Genomic DNA, 18,338 nt, shown 5'->3' with positions numbered 1-18,338 from the left:
CCGCAAACCGCCACCGTGGAACCCCACCGCGATTTGCACAAAGGCCATGCACAGCCCAATATGAACCCGGCTTGAACGAAATCGCGTCAACAAGGCTCGGCGTCATCACGCGCGGCGTTTTGCCATTGTCGTCGCTTGGGTCTATCATCGATATCGAACCATCCGATTGAAGCAATGTACCGCGCCGTCACCCGCCAAATCGAAGTCCTCGTCGAACCCGAGTTCCTTCCCGAACGCTCATCCCCTGAAAACCGGCAATTTTTCTGGGCCTACAGCATCGTGATCGTGAACAAGGGTAGCGAAACCGTCCAGCTCAAGACCCGGCACTGGATCATTACCGATGGCCTTGGCCAGCAGCAGGAAGTCCGCGGCGAAGGCGTGGTCGGCGAGCAACCCGTCATCGCGCCGGGCGAGCGGTATGAGTACACAAGCGGCGTGCCGCTCACGACGCCCTCTGGCTTCATGACCGGCAGCTACCAGATGGTGACGGAAAGCGGAGAGAAGTTCGACCTCGCGATCCCGCTGTTCTCGCTCGACAGCCCGGACGCCAAGCGTACGCTGAACTGACAAAGCCGGTTCAGCGTCATTACGCCCTCAGTCCTCGACGCCCGCTTCCTGCGGCGTGAACTCATAAATCGAGCTACAGAACTCGCACGTCACCACGACCTTGCCGTCCTCCACCATGTCGGCGCGATCCTCCGGGTCGAAGCTCGCCAGCATGCCGGCCACCGCATCCCGCGAACAGGTGCAGCCCGCATGCAACGGCAGGCTCGGAAACACGCGCACGCCGCGCTCATGAAATAGCCGGAACAGGAGCCGCTCGCCGGACAGATCAGGGTCGATCAGTTCGACATCCTCGATGGTTGCGAACAGCGACTGGCTTTCGGTCCACGCGTCATCTTCTTCCACCACATGCGACACGCTGCCTTCCGGGGCATCGCCGGGGTGGAGATCGGCCTGCTTGGCGCGCTCCGGCGCCTTTGGCAGAAACTGGATCAGCGCGCCACCGCCACGCCAGCGATGCTTCGGCCCGTCGCTGCCGCCGCGCAGCTCCTCACCGACGGCGAGGCGCACGCGGGTCGGAATCTGCTCCGAGCGCAGGAAGTATTCGTGCGCGGCATCTTCCAGCGATCCGCCCTGCAGGGCGACGAGGCCCTGATAGCGGCTCATGTCCGGCCCCTGATCGATGGTCATCGCAAGGTGACCATGGCCGAGCAATTCGCCGGAGGAAAGACCGGGTTTCAGCTGCGTCTTGTCGAACCGTGCATAGGCGCGGAGCCGATCCGGCGCGATGAAATCGACCACCAGAAGCGACACCGGACCGTCGGTCTGGGTCTGCAGGATAAAGCGACCCTCGAACTTCAGCGACGAGCCGAGCAGCGTCGTCAGCACGATGGCCTCCCCGAGCAGCTTGCCGACCGGCGCGGGATAATCGTGGCGCATCAGAATATCGTCGAGCGCAGGCCCCATCCGCGTCAGCCGCCCGCGAACATCGAGCGCGCTGACTTCAAACGGGAGCACCGCATCGTCGACCGGAACAGCCGACGGCGCGCGAATAGAACCTTGATCCGCCATGCAGGCGTCCTTTCTTGAGCAAGACCGCAATTTAGGAAGCGCCAGCGGCGATTCAAGCGTAACCGTGCTTAGCCGACAGCCCCGAGGCACCAGGCGAGAATGCCCTTGTGCGCGTGGAGGCGATTTTCCGCCTCATCGAACACCACCGATTGCGGGCCGTCGATCACCTCATCGGTGACTTCCTCGCCGCGATGCGCGGGCAGGCAATGCATGAAGATCGCATCCGGCTTCGCCAACGACATCAGCTTCTCGTCAACCTGATAAGGCTTCAACAGATTGTGCCGGTGCTCGGCATCCTTGTCACCCATCGACATCCATGTGTCGGTCACCACACAATCGGTGCCGCGCACGGCTTCCTGCGCGTCGGTGCCGAGCACGATCGGTGCATTGGTAGCCTTGATCCAGTCGCGCAACCGCTTGTTCGGCGCGAGCTGCGGCGGCGTCGCCACCCGCAGGGTGAAGCCGAAACGCTCGGCCGCATGCGCCCATGAGGCCATGACGTTGTTATCGTCGCCGACCCACGCCACGGTGCGGCCCTTGATCGGCCCGCGATGCTCCTCAAAGGTCATGACGTCCGCCATCACCTGCGTGGGGTGCGAACGCCGCGTCAGGCCGTTGATGACCGGCACGGTCGCGAACTCCACCATCTCCGCAAGCGCGTCATGGCTGAGAATCCGGATCATGATGATGTCGACGAAACGCGACAGCACTCGCGCGGTATCTGCGAACGTCTCGCCGCGGCCGAGCTGCATCTCCTGCCCGGTCAGCATGATCGCTTCGCCGCCGAGCTGGCGCATGCCGACCTCGAACGATACGCGCGTGCGCGTCGAGGGACGCTCGAAGATCATCGCCAGCGTTTTGTCTTTCAGTGGACGGTCCGGATGACCCGCTTTCAGATTCTTCTTCATCGCGATCGACGCATCGAGAATCGCGCGCAGGTCATGCACGGGCAGTTCGGACAGATCGAGGAAATGGCGAAGTTTCTGGCTCATGATGCAGCTTTCTTGCCGGGAGCCGCCGGCAAATCCTTTGCCAGTCGCGCGCAGGCCTTCTCAACCCGACCGACCGCTTCCTCGATCTCGGCTTCCGTTACAATCAAAGGCGGCAGCAGCCGCACGACATTCTCGCCCGCACCGACAGTCAGGAGCTTTTCCTCGCGCAGCGCCACGATCAGGTCGGGTGAAGGCACCGCTGCCTGCAGGCCGATCAGCAAACCTTCGCCGCGCACCTCGCGCAGGACGTTCGGATAACGATCGATGACGGAAGCGAGTTTCTGCTTCAGAATAAGCGAAGCGCGCTTCACATGATCGAAGAAACCCGGCGCCAGCATCACATCGAGCACGGCGGTCGCAGCCGCAATCGCCAGCGGGTTGCCGCCGAAGGTTGAACCGTGGCTACCCGCCGTCATGCCTGATGCGGCTTCGCGCGTCGCAAGACATGCACCGATCGGAAAACCGCCGCCAAGCGCCTTCGCCAGTGCCATCACGTCAGGCTCAACACCAAGCCGCTTGTACGCAAACAGTTCGCCGGTGCGGCCCATGCCGGTCTGCACCTCGTCGAAAATCAGCAGCAAGCCCTTATCGTCGCACAATTCGCGCAGCGCCCTGAAGAAGCTGTGCGCGGGTTCGCGCACGCCGCCTTCGCCCTGCAACGGCTCGATCAGGATGCCGGCGGTCTGCGGCCCGATCGCCTTCTTCACCGCCTCGATGTCACCGAGCGGCACCTGGTCGAAGCCTTCGACCTTTGGGCCGAACCCGTCGAGATACTTCTCCTGCCCGCCTGCGGCGAGCGTCGCCAGCGTGCGGCCGTGGAAGGCACCTTCAAACGTGATGATGCGGAAACGCTCGGGGTGTCCCTTCGCCGCATGATATTTGCGCGTGACTTTAATGGCGCATTCCATCGCCTCGGCGCCGGAATTGGCGAAGAATACTTCGTCGGCGAAGCTGTTCTCGCACAGCCTTGCTGCGACCTTCTCGCCGTCCGGGCTCTTGAACAGGTTAGACATGTGCCAGAGCTTGGCGGCCTGCGCCTGCACCGCCGCCACGAGATGCGGATGAGCATGGCCCAGCGCGTTCACCGCCACGCCGCTGGTGAAATCGAGATAACGCTCGCCGTTGGTGGCAACCAGCCAAGCGCCCTCGCCGCGTTCAAAAGCGAGATTGACCCGGGCGAAGACCGGCATGAGATGAGACGAAGCGGTGGTGGTCATGGCAACCTGACAGGGCGAACGGTGGACCTGCCGGGAACCGCGAGATTCCCCCGGTCGTGACGGTCCGCAAAAATGAAACATGCCGCCCCGACGGGGCGGCATTGCGTGATTATCCTCTCCGTATGTCTTGGCTGTCAACACGCCAGACAGCCCGTTTTTGCCCCCTTCCGTGCCCCGCCTGCGGCACACGATGCGGCCCCTGCATCCGCAAATTGGTGTGCATGACTGATTCGGAACATGTGGACTGCGGAGTCGGACTCTTGCGCGTGAGTCACGCCATATTGTAGCGTTTTTCTTACTGGCTACGACATCTCGTGCGGCGTCCTGAATTCTGAACCCAAAGGCAGCCCAAACGTCCGGTTCTTCCGACCGGCGAGAGCTAAGGGATTCTGCCAACACGAGTTTTCGGAACCATCAATCGGAGTGCCGGATTCACCCTCCAGGCACGAGAGAGAAGGATGAGAGCGATGACGGTAATGAATTGGACCGACGATCGCGTCGAACAGCTCAAGAAATTATGGGAATCCGGCCTGTCGGCGAGCCAGATTGCCGCGGAACTCGGGAACATCACGCGCAACGCTGTGATCGGCAAGGTCCATCGGCTCGGCCTCTCCGGCCGCGCCAAGAGCCCATCCTCCGCCGCGCCCCGGCAGCGCAAGGTGCGCGCCCCGCAGCACATGATGCGCATCAGCCGCCCGATGGCGCGCGGCAACACCGCGCTCGCCCATGCCTTCGATGTTGAGGCCGAACCCGATCCGATCGCGTTCGACAATGTGGTGCCGATGAACCAGCGCCGCACCCTGCTCGAACTAACGGAAGACACCTGCCACTGGCCGGTCGGCGATCCTGGCAGCACCGAGTTCTTTTTCTGCGGCGGCAAGGCGCTCGGCGGCCTGCCCTATTGCGCACACCACTCGCGCGTTGCCTACCAACCCGCAGGCGACCGCCGGCGCGATCGGCGGCCGAACAAGTAACGTCCTCCAATCCGGAAACCGAAAAGCCCGCCTGACCGGCGGGCTTTTTTGATTTTCAACTCCGCGCGGAAAACAAACCTGGGCCGATCAGCCTTCCACCTTGGCGAAGCGATCGTCGAGCGCATAGCCCGCGCCGCGCACGGTGCGGATCGGGTCCTGCTCCTCGCCGGGATTGAGCAGCTTGCGCAGCCGCCCGATATGCACGTCCACGGTGCGCTCATCGATATAGATGTCGCGGCCCCAGACGCCGTCAAGTAACTGCTCGCGGCTGAACACGCGCCCGGGATGCTGCAGGAAGAATTCAAGCAACCGGTACTCGGTCGGGCCAAGATCAATGGGGCGGCCCGAGCGCGCCACGCGGCGCTTCTCGCGGTCGAGTTCGATGTCGCCATAGACCAGCACGTTAGCGAGGCGCTCCGGGCTCGCGCGCCGCAGCAGGCCCTTCACCCGCGCAAGCAGTTCCGGCACCGAGAACGGCTTGACGATGTAGTCGTCCGCGCCGGTGGCAAGGCCACGCACACGCTCGCTTTCCTCGCCGCGCGCGGTCAGCATGATGATTGGCAACTGCTTGGTTTCGGGCCGTGCCCGCAACCTGCGGCATAGTTCGATGCCGGACAGGCCCGGCAGCATCCAGTCGAGCACCACGAGGTCAGGCACGCGCTCCTTCAACCGCGTGTCGGCATCGTCGCCGCGCGCCACCGTCTCGACGTCGTAGCCTTCCGCGTCGAGATTGTAGCGCAGCAATGTCGACAGCGCCTCCTCATCCTCGACGACCAGAATTCTTGCGTTCATGGATATCCTTTTAACCCACAGATGATGTGCTGGAGAAGCTCGTCATGTCGCCCTTCGGCCGCGATGCGCCGATCGGCTGGCCCTCGATCATGTAGAACACCGTCTCGGCGATATTGGTTGCATGGTCGCCAATCCGCTCGATGTTCTTGGCGCAGAACATCAGATGGATGCAGAAGCCGATATTGCGCGGGTCTTCCATCATATAGGTCAGGAGTTCGCGGAACAGCGAGGTGCAGATCGCGTCCACTTCCTCGTCGCCCTTCCACACCACCATGGCGGCGGGAACGTCGTGGGCAGCATAGGCGTCGAGTACCGCCTTGACCTGCGACTGCACAAGGTCGGTCATGTGCTCCAGCCCGCGGATCAGCTTCAGCGGATGGAAATCGCTGTCGAGCGCCGCGACGCGCTTGGCGATGTTCTTCGACAGGTCGCCCATTCGCTCAAGATCGGTCGCTACGCGCAGCGCGCCGACGATCTCGCGCAGGTCGACCGCCATCGGCTGGCGGCGCGCGATGGTGAGCACCCCGCGCTCCTCGATCATGTGCTGCAACTTGTCGAGTTCGACATCGGTGGCAACGACGCGCGCGCTCAGATTGATGTCGCGGCGGATCAGCGAATCCACCGAATCGACGATCTGCCGCTCGACTAGGCCGCCCATCTCCGCCACCAGGCGAGCCAGCTCCTGCAGATCCTCGTCGAACGCTTTTGCGGTATGTTCCATAGCCATCACAGTTCTCCGAGCCGTCAGCCGAAGCGTCCGGTAATGTAATCCTGGGTCCGGCGGTCGGCCGGCGACGTAAAGATCTTGCTGGTCTCGTCGAACTCGATCAGCTCGCCGAGATACATGAACGCGGTGTAGTCCGAGCAGCGTGCCGCCTGCTGCATGTTATGGGTGACGATGGCGATCGTGTAGTCTTTCTTCAATTCCGCGATAAGTTCCTCGACCTTCGCGGTCGAGATCGGATCGAGCGCCGAACATGGCTCGTCGAACAGGATCACCTCCGGCCGCACCGCCACGGTGCGCGCGATGCACAGCCGTTGTTGCTGACCGCCCGACAGACTGAGGCCGCTGGCGTTGAGCTTGTCCTTGACCTCGTTCCACAGCGCGCCGCCGCGCAGCGCGTGTTCGACGCGGCCGTCCATCTCCGACTTGGAAATCCTCTCGTAAAGCCGGATGCCGAAGGCGATATTCTCGTAGATCGTCATCGGGAACGGCGTCGGCTTCTGGAACACCATGCCGATCCGCGCCCGCAGCAGGTTCACATCGAGCTTCGGATCGAGAATATCGGTGCCATCGAGCGTGACGTCGCCCTCCGCGCGCTGGCCCGGATAGAGATCGTACATCCGGTTGAAAATGCGCAGCAGTGTGGACTTGCCGCAGCCCGACGGGCCGATGAAGGCCGTCACCTTGTTGGCGCCAAGCACGAGGTTGATGTTCTTCAGCGCGTGGTGCTGGCCGTAATAGAAATTCAGGTTGCGCGCCGTCACCTTTGCCGGGCCATCCGGAATAACGGATGGCGGTGGCATGGACGGGCGGGGAATGGCGATCGTCGAGACGTCGGTCATTTTGCGGTCCTCTCAGAGCCCAGCAGCCGCGCGACGATATTGAGCGTCAGCACGGTCAGCGTGATCAGTAGCGCGCCAGACCACGCCAATTCCTTCCAGTAGACGTAGGGACTCTGCACGAAATTGTTGATGGTGACAGGAAGGTTGGCGACCGCCTTGGTCAGGTCCAGGCTGAAGAACTGGTTGCTCAAAGCGGTGAACAAGAGCGGCGCGGTTTCGCCGGCGACGCGCGCCGTCGCGAGCAGGATGCCGGTGATGAGGCCGGAACGCGCCGCGCGGTAAGCAATGCGGCGGATCACAAGCGAGCGCGGCAAGCCGAGTGCCGAGGCCGCCTCGCGCAGCGGATTGGGCACCAGCAGCAGCATGTCCTCGGTGGTGCGCACCACCACCGGAATGACGATCACCGCCAACGCCAATGAGCCGGCCAGCGCCGAGAAACTGCCCATCGGCACCACTACCGCGCCATAAATGAACAGGCCGATGATGATCGAAGGCGCGCTCAGGAGGATGTCATTGATAAAGCGGATCACCGAGGTGAGGCGGTCATGCCTGCCATATTCGGCGAGATAAGTGCCCGCGAACATGCCGATCGGCGCGCCGATGCCGACGCCGATGATCGTCATGATGATCGAACCGACAATGGCGTTGAGCAGGCCACCTTCGGTCGAACCGGGCGGCGGCGTGTTCTGGGTGAACAATTGCAGGCTGATGCCGGCAAGACCATTATAGAACAGCGTGAACAGGATCATCGCCAGCCACGACACGCCGAAAGCGGCGGCACCGAAGCAAAGCCCGCGAATGATCTTGTCGACGCGGCGGCGGAATGCGTAGATCGGATTCATCGCTCAGCTCCCCGCCTTTTTCTGCAGCCGCATCAGCATCAGCCGCGCGGCGGCGAGCACGAAGAACGTCAACACGAACAGCAACAGGCCGAGCAGCATCAGGCTCGACTGGTGCAACCCGTCGCTTTCGGCGAATTCGCTGGCGATGGCGGCCGAGATCGTGGTGCCCGGCGCGAAGATCGAAGGCGAGATGCGGAATGAGTTGCCGATGATGAACGTCACCGCCATCGTCTCGCCGAGCGCGCGGCCGAGTGCCAGCATCACGCCGCCGATGACGCCGACGCGGGTATAGGGGATCACCACATTGCGAACGACTTCCCATGTCGTGCAGCCGATGCCGTAGGCCGCTTCCTTCAGTACCGGCGGCACGGTCGCGAACACATCGCGCGAGATCGCGGTGATGAACGGCAGCACCATGATCGCGAGGATCAGCGAGGCGTTGAACAGGCTGAGATAGGATGGCGGCCCGCCGAAGATGGAACCAAGGACCGGCACGCCTTCGAACGTGTTGATGAAGAACGGCTGCACCGTGTTGGCGAGGAACGGGCCGAGGATAAAAAATCCCCACATGCCGTAGATGATCGAGGGAATGCCCGCGAGCAGTTCAATCGCCATGCCGATCGGGCGGCGCGCCCACAGCGGACACAGTTCGGTGAGGAAAATCGCGATGCCGAGACCAACCGGGATGGCGATGATCATCGCCAGCAGCGAAGTGAGGATCGTGCCGTAGACCGGACCGAGCGCACCGAGCACTGGCGGATCGGCGGACGGCGCCCAGCGCGACGTGGTCAGGAATCCGAAGCCGTATTGGGAGATCGCAGGCCATGCGCCGACGATCAGCGAAATGATGATGCCGCCGAGCAGCACCAGAACCAGGATCGCGCAGATGCGCGTGGTCCAGTAAAAGGTCTTGTCGCCCAGCTTGAAGGCGCTCAACGCGCGGGCACGGTCGTACGGTCCTGCGGCTTCCATCGAGGCACCATGAACGGCCATCTCTGCCACGCCAATCCCCTATCTCTATAACGCAATCGGATATTCAGCCCTGCACCGCAGAGGTGCCGGAAGAACAGCGGGGGAAAGGCTTGCCTCTCCCCCGCCGGTCACAATCAGCTCTTGATGTCGGCCGACCAGGTCTTCTCGATCTGCTTGACCACGGAAGCCGGCATCGGGATGTAATCGAGTTCCTCGGCCATCTTGCCGCCCTTCTCGAACGCCCACTTGAAGAACTTGATGGCTTCGGCAGATGCTGCCTTATCCGTCGGTGCCTTGTGCATCAGGATGAAGGTTGCCGCAGTGATCGGCCAGGACGCCTCGCCCGGCTGGTTGGTGAGGATCACGTAGTAGCCGGGAGCCTTCGACCAGTCAGCGTTGGCAGCAGCAGCTTGGAACGCCGGAACGGTCGGCTGCACGGTCTTGCCCGCACTGTTGACCATGCCGGTGTAGGTCAGCTTGTTTTGCTTGGCGTAAGCGTACTCGACATAACCGATCGAGTTCTTGGTCTGGCTGATGTTGGCCGAAACGCCTTCGTTGCCCTTGGCACCGACACCGACAGGCCACTCAACCGCGGTACCCTCGCCGACCTTCGATTTCCAGTCGGCGCTGACCTTGGAGAGGTAGTTGGTGAAGTTGAAGGTGGTGCCCGAACCGTCCGAACGGCGAACCACGGCGATCGCGGTCGACGGCAGGTTGACCTTCGGGTTCAGCTTCTTGATCGCAGGATCATCCCACTTGGTGATCTTGCCGAGGTAGATGTTCGCAAGGGTCTCGCCGTCGAAAACCATGTCGCCGGCCTTCACGCCGTCGAGGTTCACGACCGGAACGATGGCGCCCATCACCATCGGCCACTGAACGAAGCCGTCCTTCTCAAGCTGCTCGGCCTTGAGCGGCATGTCGGAGGCGCCGAACGTCACGGTCTTGGCTTGGATCTGCTTGATGCCGCCGCCCGAGCCGATCGACTGGTAGTTCAGGCCGTTGCCGGTTTCCTTTTTGTAGGCATCGGCCCACTTCGAATAAACAGGGAACGGGAACGTTGCGCCCGCACCCGTGATGTCAGCCGCCGTCGCCGGGAGCGAAAGGGCGGTGGTCGAAGCGGCGACAATGCCGGCCGCGACGATGGTTTTGAAAAAATTCACTGGCTGTCTCCATGTGGTCAGCGAGGGCTCTGTTGGCCCGCGGCGCCCGCTTTAGAGGCGCCCCATGCAGCTTTTATAAAGGTTTGGTGACACTCATGTGACACAGCCAGACCACTGAGATTGCTGCGTTTTATGCGCCGGGCGGAAGCGCCAGCGGTGGAAAACAGACGGTGAAAGTGGCGCCCTTGCCGAAAACGCTTTCGATCAGCAAACGCCCGCCATGGCGGCTGACGATATGCTTGACTAGCGACAGACCAAGACCCGTACCACCCTGCGCGCGGCTGTCGCCGACATCGGTGCGGTAGAAGCGTTCGGTCAGGCGCGGCAGGTGTTCGGGTGCAATGCCGGGGCCATAATCGCGAACCGTGACACGGATTTCGGCCGGGCCTTCGTCGGGCGCCGTCCGCGACAGCGACACCGTGACCCTGCCGCCGGACGCTCCGTATTTCAGGCCGTTCTCGATCAGGTTCTCGAATACGCGCAGCAATTCCTCAGTGTCGCCGGCGATGAAAACCGGCACATCCGGAAACTGCGTTTCGATCACGACCCCACGCTCGTTGGCGAGCACTTCGAGTCCGTCGATCACCTGCCGCAGGATCGCGAGCAGATCAACCTTGGCCTCGGGCCGCACATGCGCACTCAACTCCACCCGCGACAGCGACAACAGATCGTCGATCAGCCGCGCCATGCGGGTTGCCTGCGCATGCATGATGCCGAGAAAACGCTCCCGTGCCTTGGGGTCATCGCGCGCGGGCCCCTGCAGGGTATCGATAAAGCCGGAGAGTGCCGCGAGCGGCGTCCGCAATTCGTGGCTCGCATTGGCGACGAAGTCGGCGCGCATTTCCTCGGCGCGGCGCAACGGCGTCTGGTCGCGGAACGTCATCAGGAAGCAATTGTCCGTGCCGCCAAACTCGGTCGGCACCGCGACCGGCGTCACCACAAGCTCCATCCAGCGCTCGACCGGTACCCGTTCGACATAGGTGACACGCTGGGGCTGCAATGTGGCAATCGCATCGCGCAGCACCGCGATAATCTCCGGCGAGCGCAGCGCGAACAGCGCCAGTTCGTTCCGGCGCAGCGCCGGCGCCAGTTGTGCGGCTTGCGCGTTCAGATGCAGCACGCGTCCAACCCGGTCGAGCAGCACGGTGGGCTCTGGCATGGCGCCAATCACCGCGCGCACCGCAACGCCCTCCGTCAGCCTTTCGCTGCCGCTCTCCTCACGCGCCCGAACGCCGTCATGCGATTGCAGCGGGACCAGGGCAACGCCGGCGATGCAGAAAAATACCAGGATCGCGCTCGACAGCCTCAAATCGTGCATCGCGACCAGCGTGCCGAGCGAAACGCCCGCGACCAGCACGACAAGGCTGGAGCGCCGCAACTGTTTCAGCCAGTACGGCGTCGGAGGTGGCGGGACGGATGCATCGGCCGTCATGATGACCCTGACGTTTAAGACTCTGACGTGGAGATATCGTCACGCTTGCGCAAGCCCGACTCACGCCGCGCCTTGGCGCCCAGCATGACTTCCCGAAACAACAGTAGCATGACCGAGATCACGAAGGGCACGATATAGTACAGCACGCGAAACAGTAGCATCCCGGCCAGCAGCTCTTCCTTATCGAACTGGCTGTCGAAATGCATGATGCCGTACAGCATGGCGGCATCGAACACGCCGAGCCCGCCCGGCGAGTGACTGGCAAATCCCAAAAGGGTGGCGGACACGAAGATCACCGCGACCACGACAAAGCCTACATAAGGCTCGTCCGGCATCAGGATATACATCGCAATCGCGCAGAACGAGAGATCGACGATGCCGATCAGAATCTGCACCAGCGTCAGACTGCCGCCCGGCAGCGTCACGGTCCAGTTGCCGCGCCCGACATTGCGCGGGCGGGACGAAACCCAGACGACATAGCCGACCAGGATCAGCAGCAAAACCACGGCCAGCACGCGGTTGAGCCAGACCGGCAACTGGTCGATCGAGGAGGCCGCCTCCGGATGATAGGCCACCCCGAGACCAAGCACAGCAGCATTGCCGAGCCAAAATGTCAGCCCGGCAATGAAACAGACCTTGGCGACATCAATCGCGGTCAGATCCCAGGAGGAATAGACCCGATAGCGGACCGCGCCGCCGGTGAAGACGCTGGCTCCGACATTGTGGCCGATCGAATAACTGGTGAATCCCGCGAAGGCCGCGATGCGGTAGGGAATTTCCGTGCGGCCGATCGCCCGCAGCGCAAAGAAGTCGTAGAACGTTAGCGTGAAATATCCTGCCGCAACGCACAACCCCGCGAGGGCAACCGTCTTGACCTCGGTTCCGCGCAAGGCCTTGAGCACGTCATCGAGATCGATATCCCGCAACATCTGATAGAGGATGTGGAGGGCAAAGCCGATAACCATCAGGCTCAGCGCGACACCCAGCTTATGCAGGATTTGCTTTTCTCGCAGAAACGCCAGCGTCCTGCGCACCGGTTCAAGCATCAAATCCTCAAAGCTCCCGTCCCCCGGATCGTCCTAGCAGACCGTTCGCAGGATCGCGAGACAAAGCGTGAGGATTGCGGCATTTCGCAGCCCTGTCGTGGCCGGAATCTCAACCTTCTTCGCCGCGCGGCCTGCCCGGCCGCAACAGGAGCACATAACGCAACCAGGAGCCGACGGCGCCACCGGCGAGATAGGCTCCGAACATGACCAGGCCAAGGTCAAGCCAATAACCGGGCCGCCCCGGCAGGGTCCGCGACAGCGATACCGCAACCAACGCCACGACCACCGCGAAGCTGACGCGCATCGTCATCGTCGACAGGCTGCGGACGCGGGAAATCGGCGAAACCCATCCCGTCGCGAAACCGAGCGCGGCGGCCCCCGCGATCCATTCCCAGTTGAACGCTATGAGATAGCCCATGCCTTACCTCACCACGAATTCGATGCGGCGGTTCTGCGCCTTGCCTTCTTCCGTATCGTTGCTCGCCACCGGCCGCTCACTGCCGAACCCGACCGCACTAATGCGCTCCTTCGGAACTCCGGCCTTGATGAAGTAGTCGGCGACCGCCTGGGCACGGCGCATCGACAGAGCAAGGTTGGCTTCCTTCTCGCCGTTGCTGTCGGTATGGCCCTCGATCTCGATCTGCGACGTCGGACAGCGCAGCACTGCCTCGATCAGGCGGTCGAGCAGCCCCGCCGAATCCGGATCGATCACGGCTTTTCCGGTCTCGAACTGAATGGTGCCTTTTGCGAGCAATCCCGTCAGTAGTTGCTGGCAGATCGTGGCGTTGACCGGCGCGGCCACCGGCTTCACCGTCAATTCCGCCTTCTGCTTCCAGCCCTGCGGCAGTTTCGCGGCAAGTTCTTCACTGATCCTCGCGTTCGCACCCGGGTAAAGAGCGTCGCCGGACAGCGTGACGTTGCGGTCCTGGATCGTCAGCGTGCCGGTGGACAGCCGCGACAGCGCACTCAGCGCCGTCATTGTGGCAGCGAGAAAACCCTGCGGCGCACCGGCGCTCGCCTTGAGCTTGTCCTCGATCTTCACACCGACGAATTTACGTTCGATCGCGCTGACGATAGCGGCATGCGCATTGTTGTCCGGGACATAACCGCTCAGCGCCAATGTCGTGGCCACAGGATCCTTGTTGACCTGAAACAGATAGGGCGGCGCGTAGAGGGCATTCTTCTCCACCGTGTAGCCCTCGGGCAGGTTTTTCAGAGCCGCCGCGATCGCCTCCCGCCCGCCGAGTTCGCGCGCCGAACCCTCCAGCGTCACCTTGGTGTTCGCCAGCGAGATCTTGCCCTCTTTCAGCTTCGAGATCTGGTCGATCAGCAAAAGCGCCGCCGCGTCGAACCGCACCGGCGCGCCCCGCGCCAGCGCCATCTGATCGACGACCTCGGCACCGTTCGCGGCATTGCGCGCCGCTTCGAGTAACCGCGCCTTGATCGCCGGCAGCGGCGCGTTTCCGCTCAGCGTCACATGGACGACGTCACGCTCGACCGACCAGACGAAAGGCGTCACTTCCGCGATCAACTGGGTCTGGTCGGTGACGAGCCGCACGCCTGGCACGCTCGCGACCTGATCGACGGCGGTCCGACGGCCCTGTTCGGAAAACGCATCAGCCGAGAGCCGGACATCGCGTCCGGAAACCTCGATCTGGGTCTTGTCCAGCACCGATTCCTTCAGCGCCGCCGCAGCCTGGGCGGTCAAGTGCTGCTCGATCGGCACGGTTCCGGTCCAGATCGCCGCCACCCACAGCGCAACCAGCGGGATCAGCCCGGGCCACCATTTCCGTACCCAGTTGGAAAACTCGCTCATTCCCATCCTTCGCGTGAGATATGAGAAAAATCAAACCCTTGCGGCAGTGTCAATTTGGAAGATGCCGCCCGGTGCGCATTGCGCGGATGGGCCTCTGGATAACCTATTCTTCAACCGATTCTGCCACAAAATCCGCTCTCAACCCCGGTTTTGGACGGATGTATGAAAAAGCTGCGCGGCACGGTGATCCGGCTCGGTCTGGAAACAATGGCAGCCACCGGCGCATACCGGGTCCTGCAACCGCTGACTGGCGGGGTCGGTTTCATCCTGATGCTGCACCATGTTCGGCCAGCGTCGCCCGCGGCTTTTCAGCCGAACCGGCATCTTGAAGTCACGCCGGATTTTCTTGAGGTCGCGCTCGCGACCCTCCGCGCCCGCGACATCGACATCGTCAGCCTCGACGAGGCGCGCCAGCGCCTCACCGCCCAGCAATTCGAGCGTCGCTTCGCCGTCTTCACCTTCGACGACGGCTATCGCGACAACCGCGATTACGCGCTGCCGATCATGCGGCGGTTCGATGCATCGATGACCGTCTATGTGGCGAGCGACTTCGCCGCAGGCACGGGCCGGCTATGGTGGGTGGCGCTGGAGCGCATCGTGGCCCAAAGCGAGGCGATCACCATTCCTCTCGACAGCGTTGAGGTGCGGATCGAAGCCGCGACGACCGCGCAGAAACAGGACGCCTTCGCCCGCCTTCACGATCACTTTCGCCGCCTGCCGACGGACCATGATATCAATGCCGCTGTCGGCGTGCTGGCGCGACGTTGCGGCATCGACGACACGGCAATCAGCCGCGAGCTGTGCATGTCGTGGGATGAATTAAAAGTCTTTGCCGCCGACCCGCTGGTGACGATCGGCGCGCACACCGTCAGCCATTGCAATCTCGCGCACGAGGCCGCCGGTCAGGCGCGTCACGAAATCGCCGCCAGCCGCGAACGCATCGCCGCCATGCTGGAGCGTCCGGTGAAGCACTTCGCCTATCCTTACGGCGACAAGGCTGCCGCCGGGCGACGTGAGTTTGATGCCACCATTGCGCTCGGCTTCGATACCGCGGTGACGACGCGGCCCGGCATGCTGTTTCCCGCACATGCCGATCATTTGACCGCGCTGCCGCGGCTGTCGCTCAACGGTAATTTCCAAAGTGGGCGCGCACTGTCGGTGCTCACGTCGGGCGCCGCGACGGCATTGTGGAATGGCTTCCGCCGCGTCGACGTCCGCTAGATCGGTGGCTTTCATCACCGGTTTGTGCCCTTATTCGTAAAACGCAACACAGACCGGTTGTTGAACGGCTCCTTCACCGTGCTATATCTGAACGCAGGGCTGAATGGATATCGCAATGATGGACGGTATCAGCGCAATTGATCTGGCTCGCGCACAGTTCGCCTTCACGATGTCATTTCACATCGTGTTTCCGGTCTTCTCGATCGGCCTCGCCAGCTATCTCGCCGTGCTCGAAGCACTCTGGCTGTGGACTGGCCGCGAGGTTTTCATCAACCTTTTCAATTACTGGCTGAAGATTTTCGCTGTCGGATTCGGCATGGGCGTGGTCTCCGGCATTGTCATGTCCTACCAGTTCGGCACCAACTGGGCGACGTTCTCCGACAAGGCCGGCTCCGTCATCGGACCGTTGATGGCCTATGAGGTGCTCACCGCATTCTTTCTGGAGTCCGGATTTCTCGGCGTGATGCTGTTCGGCCTCAAGCGCGTCGGCCACAGACTGCATTTTTTCGCAACGCTGATGGTTGCGGCCGGCACGCTGTTCTCAGCGTTCTGGATTCTGTCGGCCAATTCCTGGATGCAAACGCCGGCGGGATATGCCGTCAATGCCGCGGGTCAGTTCACGCCAACCGACTGGTGGGAGGTGATCTTCAATCCCTCCTTCCCTTATCGGCTGGTGCACATGGTGTTCGCGTCCTACCTCACCACCGCCTTCGCGGTTGGCAGCGTCGGCGCCTGGCATTTGCTGCGTGACCCGTCTCGCGAAGGCCCACGCATGATGTTCTCAATGGCGATGTGGATGGCCGCGATTGTCGCGCCTATCCAGATTTTCGCGGGGGACCAGCATGGCCTCAACACGCTCGAGCATCAACCTGCCAAGGTGATGGCGATGGAAGGCCACTTCCAGAGCCATCCCGACGGTGCGCCGCTGATCCTGTTCGGCTGGCCCGACCAGAAGAATGCGCGCGTCAAATACAGCATCGAGGTGCCGAAGGCATCGTCGCTCATCCTCAAGCATTCGCTCGACGCTCCGCTCAAGGGCCTCGACACCGTGCCTCGCAAAGACTGGCCGAACGTGCCGCTGGTGTTCTGGTCGTTCCGCACCATGGTCGGAATCGGATTCCTCATGCTCGGCATCGGGCTGCTCAGCCTCTGGGCGCGCTGGCGCGGGACACTGTATGATTCGAAATGGCTGCATCGTTATGCGCTGGCGATGGGCCCGACAGGATTCATTGCCGTCATCGCAGGCTGGATCACCACCGAGGCGGGCCGGCAGCCCTATCTCATCTGGGGGCTGTTGCGGACCGCCGATGGCGCCTCGCCGCTCGACACGCCTGCCGTCGCCTCCTCGCTAATCGCCTTCATCGTGGTCTACTTCGCGGTGTTCACCGTCGGCATCTTCTACATCCTGCGTCTGATGGCGGCGGCGCCGCATCACGGCGAGGAAGGCCCGACCCGGGATGCGCCGGTCCGCGCGGCTGGCATCATGCCCGGCCCGGCGCACCTTACGCAGGAGCATCGCTCATGAGCGCGATGATCGACCTTCCGACGATCTGGGCGTTCATCATCGCTTTCGCGGTGTTCATGTACGTGGTGATGGACGGATTCGACCTCGGGCTCGGCATGCTGTTTCCGCTGTTCTCCACAAAGGAGGACCGCGACATCATCATGAACTCCGTCGCGCCGGTGTGGGACGGCAACGAGACGTGGCTGGTGCTCGGCGGCGGCGGACTGATGGCGGCCTTCCCGCTAGCCTATGCCGTGCTGATGCCCGCGCTCTACACGCCGATGATCGCGATGCTGATCGGCCTGATCTTTCGCGGTGTCGCCTTTGAATTCCGCTGGCGCACCCAGCAAAGCGACCGCAACCGCTGGGATACTGCCTTTGCCGGAGGCTCGCTGCTCGCAGCACTGGCGCAGGGCATCGCGCTCGGCGCGATCCTGCAAGGCGTGCCAGTCGCAGGCCGTCATTACGGCGGCGGCTGGTGGGACTGGCTGACGCCGTTCAGCATCCTGACCGGGTTGTCGGTCATTGCAGGTTACAGCCTGCTCGGTGCAACTTGGCTCGTGATGAAGACTGAAGGCGACTTGCGCGCACGCGCCTATCACCTGAGCTGGCGGCTGTTGTTCGCAACGCTTGCCGCGATCGGCGCCGTCAGCCTCGCCACGCCGTTCCTCCAAAACGGCTATGCCGAACGCTGGTTCGCATGGCCGAACGTGATGCTGACGGCACAGGTGCCGCTCGCGGTCGCCATCGTCACCGCGCTCCTGATTGTGAACCTGAAGAACCGCCACGATTACAGGCCGTTCTTCCTGACGCTCCTTTTGTTCGGCCTGTCCTATGCGGGGCTCGGCATCAGCATGTGGCCTTACGTGGTGCCGAACAGCATCACGATCTGGCAGGCGGCCGCCCCGGAGAAGAGCCTGAAGTTCATGCTGGTAGGTGTCGCCATCCTGGTGCCGCTCATCCTGGCTTACACGTCATGGGCCTATTGGGTATTTCGCGGCAAGGTCCAGGCAGGAAGCGGCTACCATTGACTGAGCCCGAACCGCCACCTCGGCCGCTCATGACGCGGCTGATCTGGTTTGCCGCCCTGTGGCTTGGCGGCGTCGGCACTGTCGCGCTGATCTCCTACATCCTGCGACTCTGGATCGCTCCACACCGGTAAGTGACCGCTCCGATAAAATTTGAACGAACGGAATCTCTATCCGCCGGATCACTTGCCAGCGTCGCAG

At 62.6% G+C, this 18,338-nt stretch carries 19 protein-coding genes; 6 read left to right on the top strand and 13 right to left on the bottom strand.

The window, feature by feature from the left end; all coding sequences use genetic code 11:
- Positions 1–174: 174 nt before the first annotated feature.
- Positions 175–567, top strand: a complete 393-nt coding sequence (gene apaG, locus AFIDRAFT_RS11710; RefSeq protein WP_009339621.1) for a Co2+/Mg2+ efflux facilitator ApaG/CorD — start codon at positions 175–177, stop codon at positions 565–567.
- Between the two features lie 27 nt (positions 568–594).
- Here apaG and AFIDRAFT_RS11705 read toward each other — a convergent pair whose 3' ends face one another.
- The 3 genes from AFIDRAFT_RS11705 to AFIDRAFT_RS11695 all read right to left on the bottom strand — a co-directional run bounded on the left by AFIDRAFT_RS11705 (position 595) and on the right by AFIDRAFT_RS11695 (position 3,784).
- The gene (locus AFIDRAFT_RS11705) at positions 595–1,575 is read right to left on the bottom strand and encodes an Hsp33 family molecular chaperone (RefSeq protein WP_009339620.1); all 981 of its coding nucleotides are present in this window, start codon (positions 1,573–1,575) and stop codon (positions 595–597) included.
- A 68-nt stretch (positions 1,576–1,643) separates the two neighbouring features.
- The gene (argF, locus tag AFIDRAFT_RS11700; protein WP_009339619.1) at positions 1,644–2,567 is read right to left on the bottom strand and encodes an ornithine carbamoyltransferase; all 924 of its coding nucleotides are present in this window, start codon (positions 2,565–2,567) and stop codon (positions 1,644–1,646) included.
- Complete coding sequence (locus tag AFIDRAFT_RS11695) at positions 2,564–3,784, bottom strand: aspartate aminotransferase family protein (RefSeq protein ID WP_009339618.1); 1,221 nt, start codon at positions 3,782–3,784, stop codon at positions 2,564–2,566. Before AFIDRAFT_RS11695 ends, argF begins: the two co-directional genes overlap by 4 nt.
- Positions 3,785–4,251: 467 nt before the next feature.
- Between AFIDRAFT_RS11695 and AFIDRAFT_RS11690 the strand changes: the two genes are divergently transcribed.
- Positions 4,252–4,758, top strand: coding sequence for a GcrA family cell cycle regulator (locus AFIDRAFT_RS11690; protein ID WP_009339617.1), 507 nt, complete (start codon positions 4,252–4,254; stop codon positions 4,756–4,758).
- An 87-nt stretch (positions 4,759–4,845) separates the two neighbouring features.
- On the opposite strand, the gene phoB is transcribed toward AFIDRAFT_RS11690, so the two are convergent.
- From phoB to AFIDRAFT_RS11640, 10 genes are all read right to left on the bottom strand, one after another.
- Positions 4,846–5,550 (bottom strand): phosphate regulon transcriptional regulator PhoB, encoded by a 705-nt coding sequence (gene phoB / locus AFIDRAFT_RS11685; protein ID WP_009339616.1) that lies wholly within the window; start codon positions 5,548–5,550, stop codon positions 4,846–4,848.
- 10 nt (positions 5,551–5,560) lie between these two features.
- Complete coding sequence (gene phoU, locus AFIDRAFT_RS11680) at positions 5,561–6,277, bottom strand: phosphate signaling complex protein PhoU (RefSeq protein WP_009339615.1); 717 nt, start codon at positions 6,275–6,277, stop codon at positions 5,561–5,563.
- Positions 6,278–6,294: 17 nt separating this feature from the next.
- Positions 6,295–7,116: a phosphate ABC transporter ATP-binding protein PstB gene (gene pstB / locus AFIDRAFT_RS11675; RefSeq protein WP_009339614.1), complete on the bottom strand. Its 822-nt coding sequence runs from the start codon at positions 7,114–7,116 to the stop codon at positions 6,295–6,297.
- Positions 7,113–7,958 carry a phosphate ABC transporter permease PstA gene (gene pstA / locus AFIDRAFT_RS11670; RefSeq protein ID WP_009339613.1) on the bottom strand — a complete coding sequence of 282 codons (846 nt, stop codon included), beginning with the start codon at positions 7,956–7,958 and terminating at the stop codon, positions 7,113–7,115. The genes pstB and pstA overlap by 4 nt, the downstream gene beginning before the upstream one ends.
- Before the next feature lie 3 nt (positions 7,959–7,961).
- Positions 7,962–8,951, bottom strand: coding sequence for a phosphate ABC transporter permease subunit PstC (pstC, locus tag AFIDRAFT_RS11665; protein WP_009339612.1), 990 nt, complete (start codon positions 8,949–8,951; stop codon positions 7,962–7,964).
- Between the two features lie 113 nt (positions 8,952–9,064).
- A complete protein-coding gene (gene pstS, locus AFIDRAFT_RS11660; RefSeq protein WP_009339611.1) occupies positions 9,065–10,090 on the bottom strand; it encodes a phosphate ABC transporter substrate-binding protein PstS in 1,026 nt (341 codons plus the stop codon).
- A gap of 130 nt (positions 10,091–10,220) precedes the next feature.
- Positions 10,221–11,522 carry an ATP-binding protein gene (locus tag AFIDRAFT_RS11655; RefSeq protein WP_009339610.1) on the bottom strand — a complete coding sequence of 434 codons (1,302 nt, stop codon included), beginning with the start codon at positions 11,520–11,522 and terminating at the stop codon, positions 10,221–10,223.
- Between the two features lie 14 nt (positions 11,523–11,536).
- Entirely contained in the window at positions 11,537–12,568 is a 1,032-nt protein-coding gene (locus AFIDRAFT_RS11650; protein ID WP_009339609.1) for a lysylphosphatidylglycerol synthase domain-containing protein, read from the bottom strand.
- Between the two features lie 109 nt (positions 12,569–12,677).
- Positions 12,678–12,986 (bottom strand): hypothetical protein, encoded by a 309-nt coding sequence (locus AFIDRAFT_RS11645; protein ID WP_009339608.1) that lies wholly within the window; start codon positions 12,984–12,986, stop codon positions 12,678–12,680.
- A 3-nt stretch (positions 12,987–12,989) separates the two neighbouring features.
- A complete protein-coding gene (locus tag AFIDRAFT_RS11640; RefSeq protein ID WP_009339607.1) occupies positions 12,990–14,384 on the bottom strand; it encodes an OmpA family protein in 1,395 nt (464 codons plus the stop codon).
- A 162-nt stretch (positions 14,385–14,546) separates the two neighbouring features.
- Here AFIDRAFT_RS11640 and AFIDRAFT_RS11635 point away from each other — a divergent pair, with 162 nt between their 5' ends.
- The 4 genes from AFIDRAFT_RS11635 (at position 14,547) to AFIDRAFT_RS19820 (ending at position 18,271) form a co-directional block, all read left to right on the top strand.
- The gene (locus AFIDRAFT_RS11635) at positions 14,547–15,605 is read left to right on the top strand and encodes a polysaccharide deacetylase family protein (protein WP_009339606.1); all 1,059 of its coding nucleotides are present in this window, start codon (positions 14,547–14,549) and stop codon (positions 15,603–15,605) included.
- 115 nt (positions 15,606–15,720) lie between these two features.
- Positions 15,721–17,130, top strand: a complete 1,410-nt coding sequence (locus AFIDRAFT_RS11630) for a cytochrome ubiquinol oxidase subunit I (RefSeq protein ID WP_040298429.1) — start codon at positions 15,721–15,723, stop codon at positions 17,128–17,130.
- A complete protein-coding gene (gene cydB, locus AFIDRAFT_RS11625) occupies positions 17,127–18,140 on the top strand; it encodes a cytochrome d ubiquinol oxidase subunit II (RefSeq protein WP_009339604.1) in 1,014 nt (337 codons plus the stop codon). The genes AFIDRAFT_RS11630 and cydB overlap by 4 nt, the downstream gene beginning before the upstream one ends.
- A 29-nt stretch (positions 18,141–18,169) precedes the next feature.
- Positions 18,170–18,271, top strand: coding sequence for a DUF2474 domain-containing protein (locus AFIDRAFT_RS19820; protein WP_156186913.1), 102 nt, complete (start codon positions 18,170–18,172; stop codon positions 18,269–18,271).
- Positions 18,272–18,338 lie beyond the last annotated feature (67 nt).

It is taken from the genome of Afipia sp. 1NLS2 (assembly GCF_000178995.1).
Classification (GTDB): Bacteria; Pseudomonadota; Alphaproteobacteria; order Rhizobiales; family Xanthobacteraceae; genus Afipia.
Note: the sequence above shows the minus strand (reverse complement) of the source record. Positions and strands in the feature narration are given on the sequence as shown.

Coding starts and splice junctions, on each gene's coding strand:
- AFIDRAFT_RS11630 (WP_040298429.1), top strand. CDS start 15,721: ATGATGGACGGTATCAGCGCAATTGATCTGGCTCGCGCACAGTTCGCC.
- apaG (WP_009339621.1), top strand. CDS start 175: ATGTACCGCGCCGTCACCCGCCAAATCGAAGTCCTCGTCGAACCCGAG.
- AFIDRAFT_RS11695 (WP_009339618.1), bottom strand. CDS start 3,784: ATGACCACCACCGCTTCGTCTCATCTCATGCCGGTCTTCGCCCGGGTC.
- AFIDRAFT_RS11635 (WP_009339606.1), top strand. CDS start 14,547: ATGAAAAAGCTGCGCGGCACGGTGATCCGGCTCGGTCTGGAAACAATG.
- AFIDRAFT_RS11650 (WP_009339609.1), bottom strand. CDS start 12,568: ATGCTTGAACCGGTGCGCAGGACGCTGGCGTTTCTGCGAGAAAAGCAA.
- pstA (WP_009339613.1), bottom strand. CDS start 7,958: ATGAATCCGATCTACGCATTCCGCCGCCGCGTCGACAAGATCATTCGC.
- AFIDRAFT_RS11655 (WP_009339610.1), bottom strand. CDS start 11,522: ATGACGGCCGATGCATCCGTCCCGCCACCTCCGACGCCGTACTGGCTG.
- AFIDRAFT_RS11690 (WP_009339617.1), top strand. CDS start 4,252: ATGACGGTAATGAATTGGACCGACGATCGCGTCGAACAGCTCAAGAAA.
- phoB (WP_009339616.1), bottom strand. CDS start 5,550: ATGAACGCAAGAATTCTGGTCGTCGAGGATGAGGAGGCGCTGTCGACA.
- argF (WP_009339619.1), bottom strand. CDS start 2,567: ATGAGCCAGAAACTTCGCCATTTCCTCGATCTGTCCGAACTGCCCGTG.
- cydB (WP_009339604.1), top strand. CDS start 17,127: ATGAGCGCGATGATCGACCTTCCGACGATCTGGGCGTTCATCATCGCT.
- AFIDRAFT_RS11645 (WP_009339608.1), bottom strand. CDS start 12,986: ATGGGCTATCTCATAGCGTTCAACTGGGAATGGATCGCGGGGGCCGCC.
- phoU (WP_009339615.1), bottom strand. CDS start 6,277: ATGGCTATGGAACATACCGCAAAAGCGTTCGACGAGGATCTGCAGGAG.
- AFIDRAFT_RS19820 (WP_156186913.1), top strand. CDS start 18,170: ATGACGCGGCTGATCTGGTTTGCCGCCCTGTGGCTTGGCGGCGTCGGC.
- pstB (WP_009339614.1), bottom strand. CDS start 7,116: ATGACCGACGTCTCGACGATCGCCATTCCCCGCCCGTCCATGCCACCG.
- AFIDRAFT_RS11640 (WP_009339607.1), bottom strand. CDS start 14,384: ATGAGCGAGTTTTCCAACTGGGTACGGAAATGGTGGCCCGGGCTGATC.
- pstC (WP_009339612.1), bottom strand. CDS start 8,951: ATGGCCGTTCATGGTGCCTCGATGGAAGCCGCAGGACCGTACGACCGT.
- AFIDRAFT_RS11705 (WP_009339620.1), bottom strand. CDS start 1,575: ATGGCGGATCAAGGTTCTATTCGCGCGCCGTCGGCTGTTCCGGTCGAC.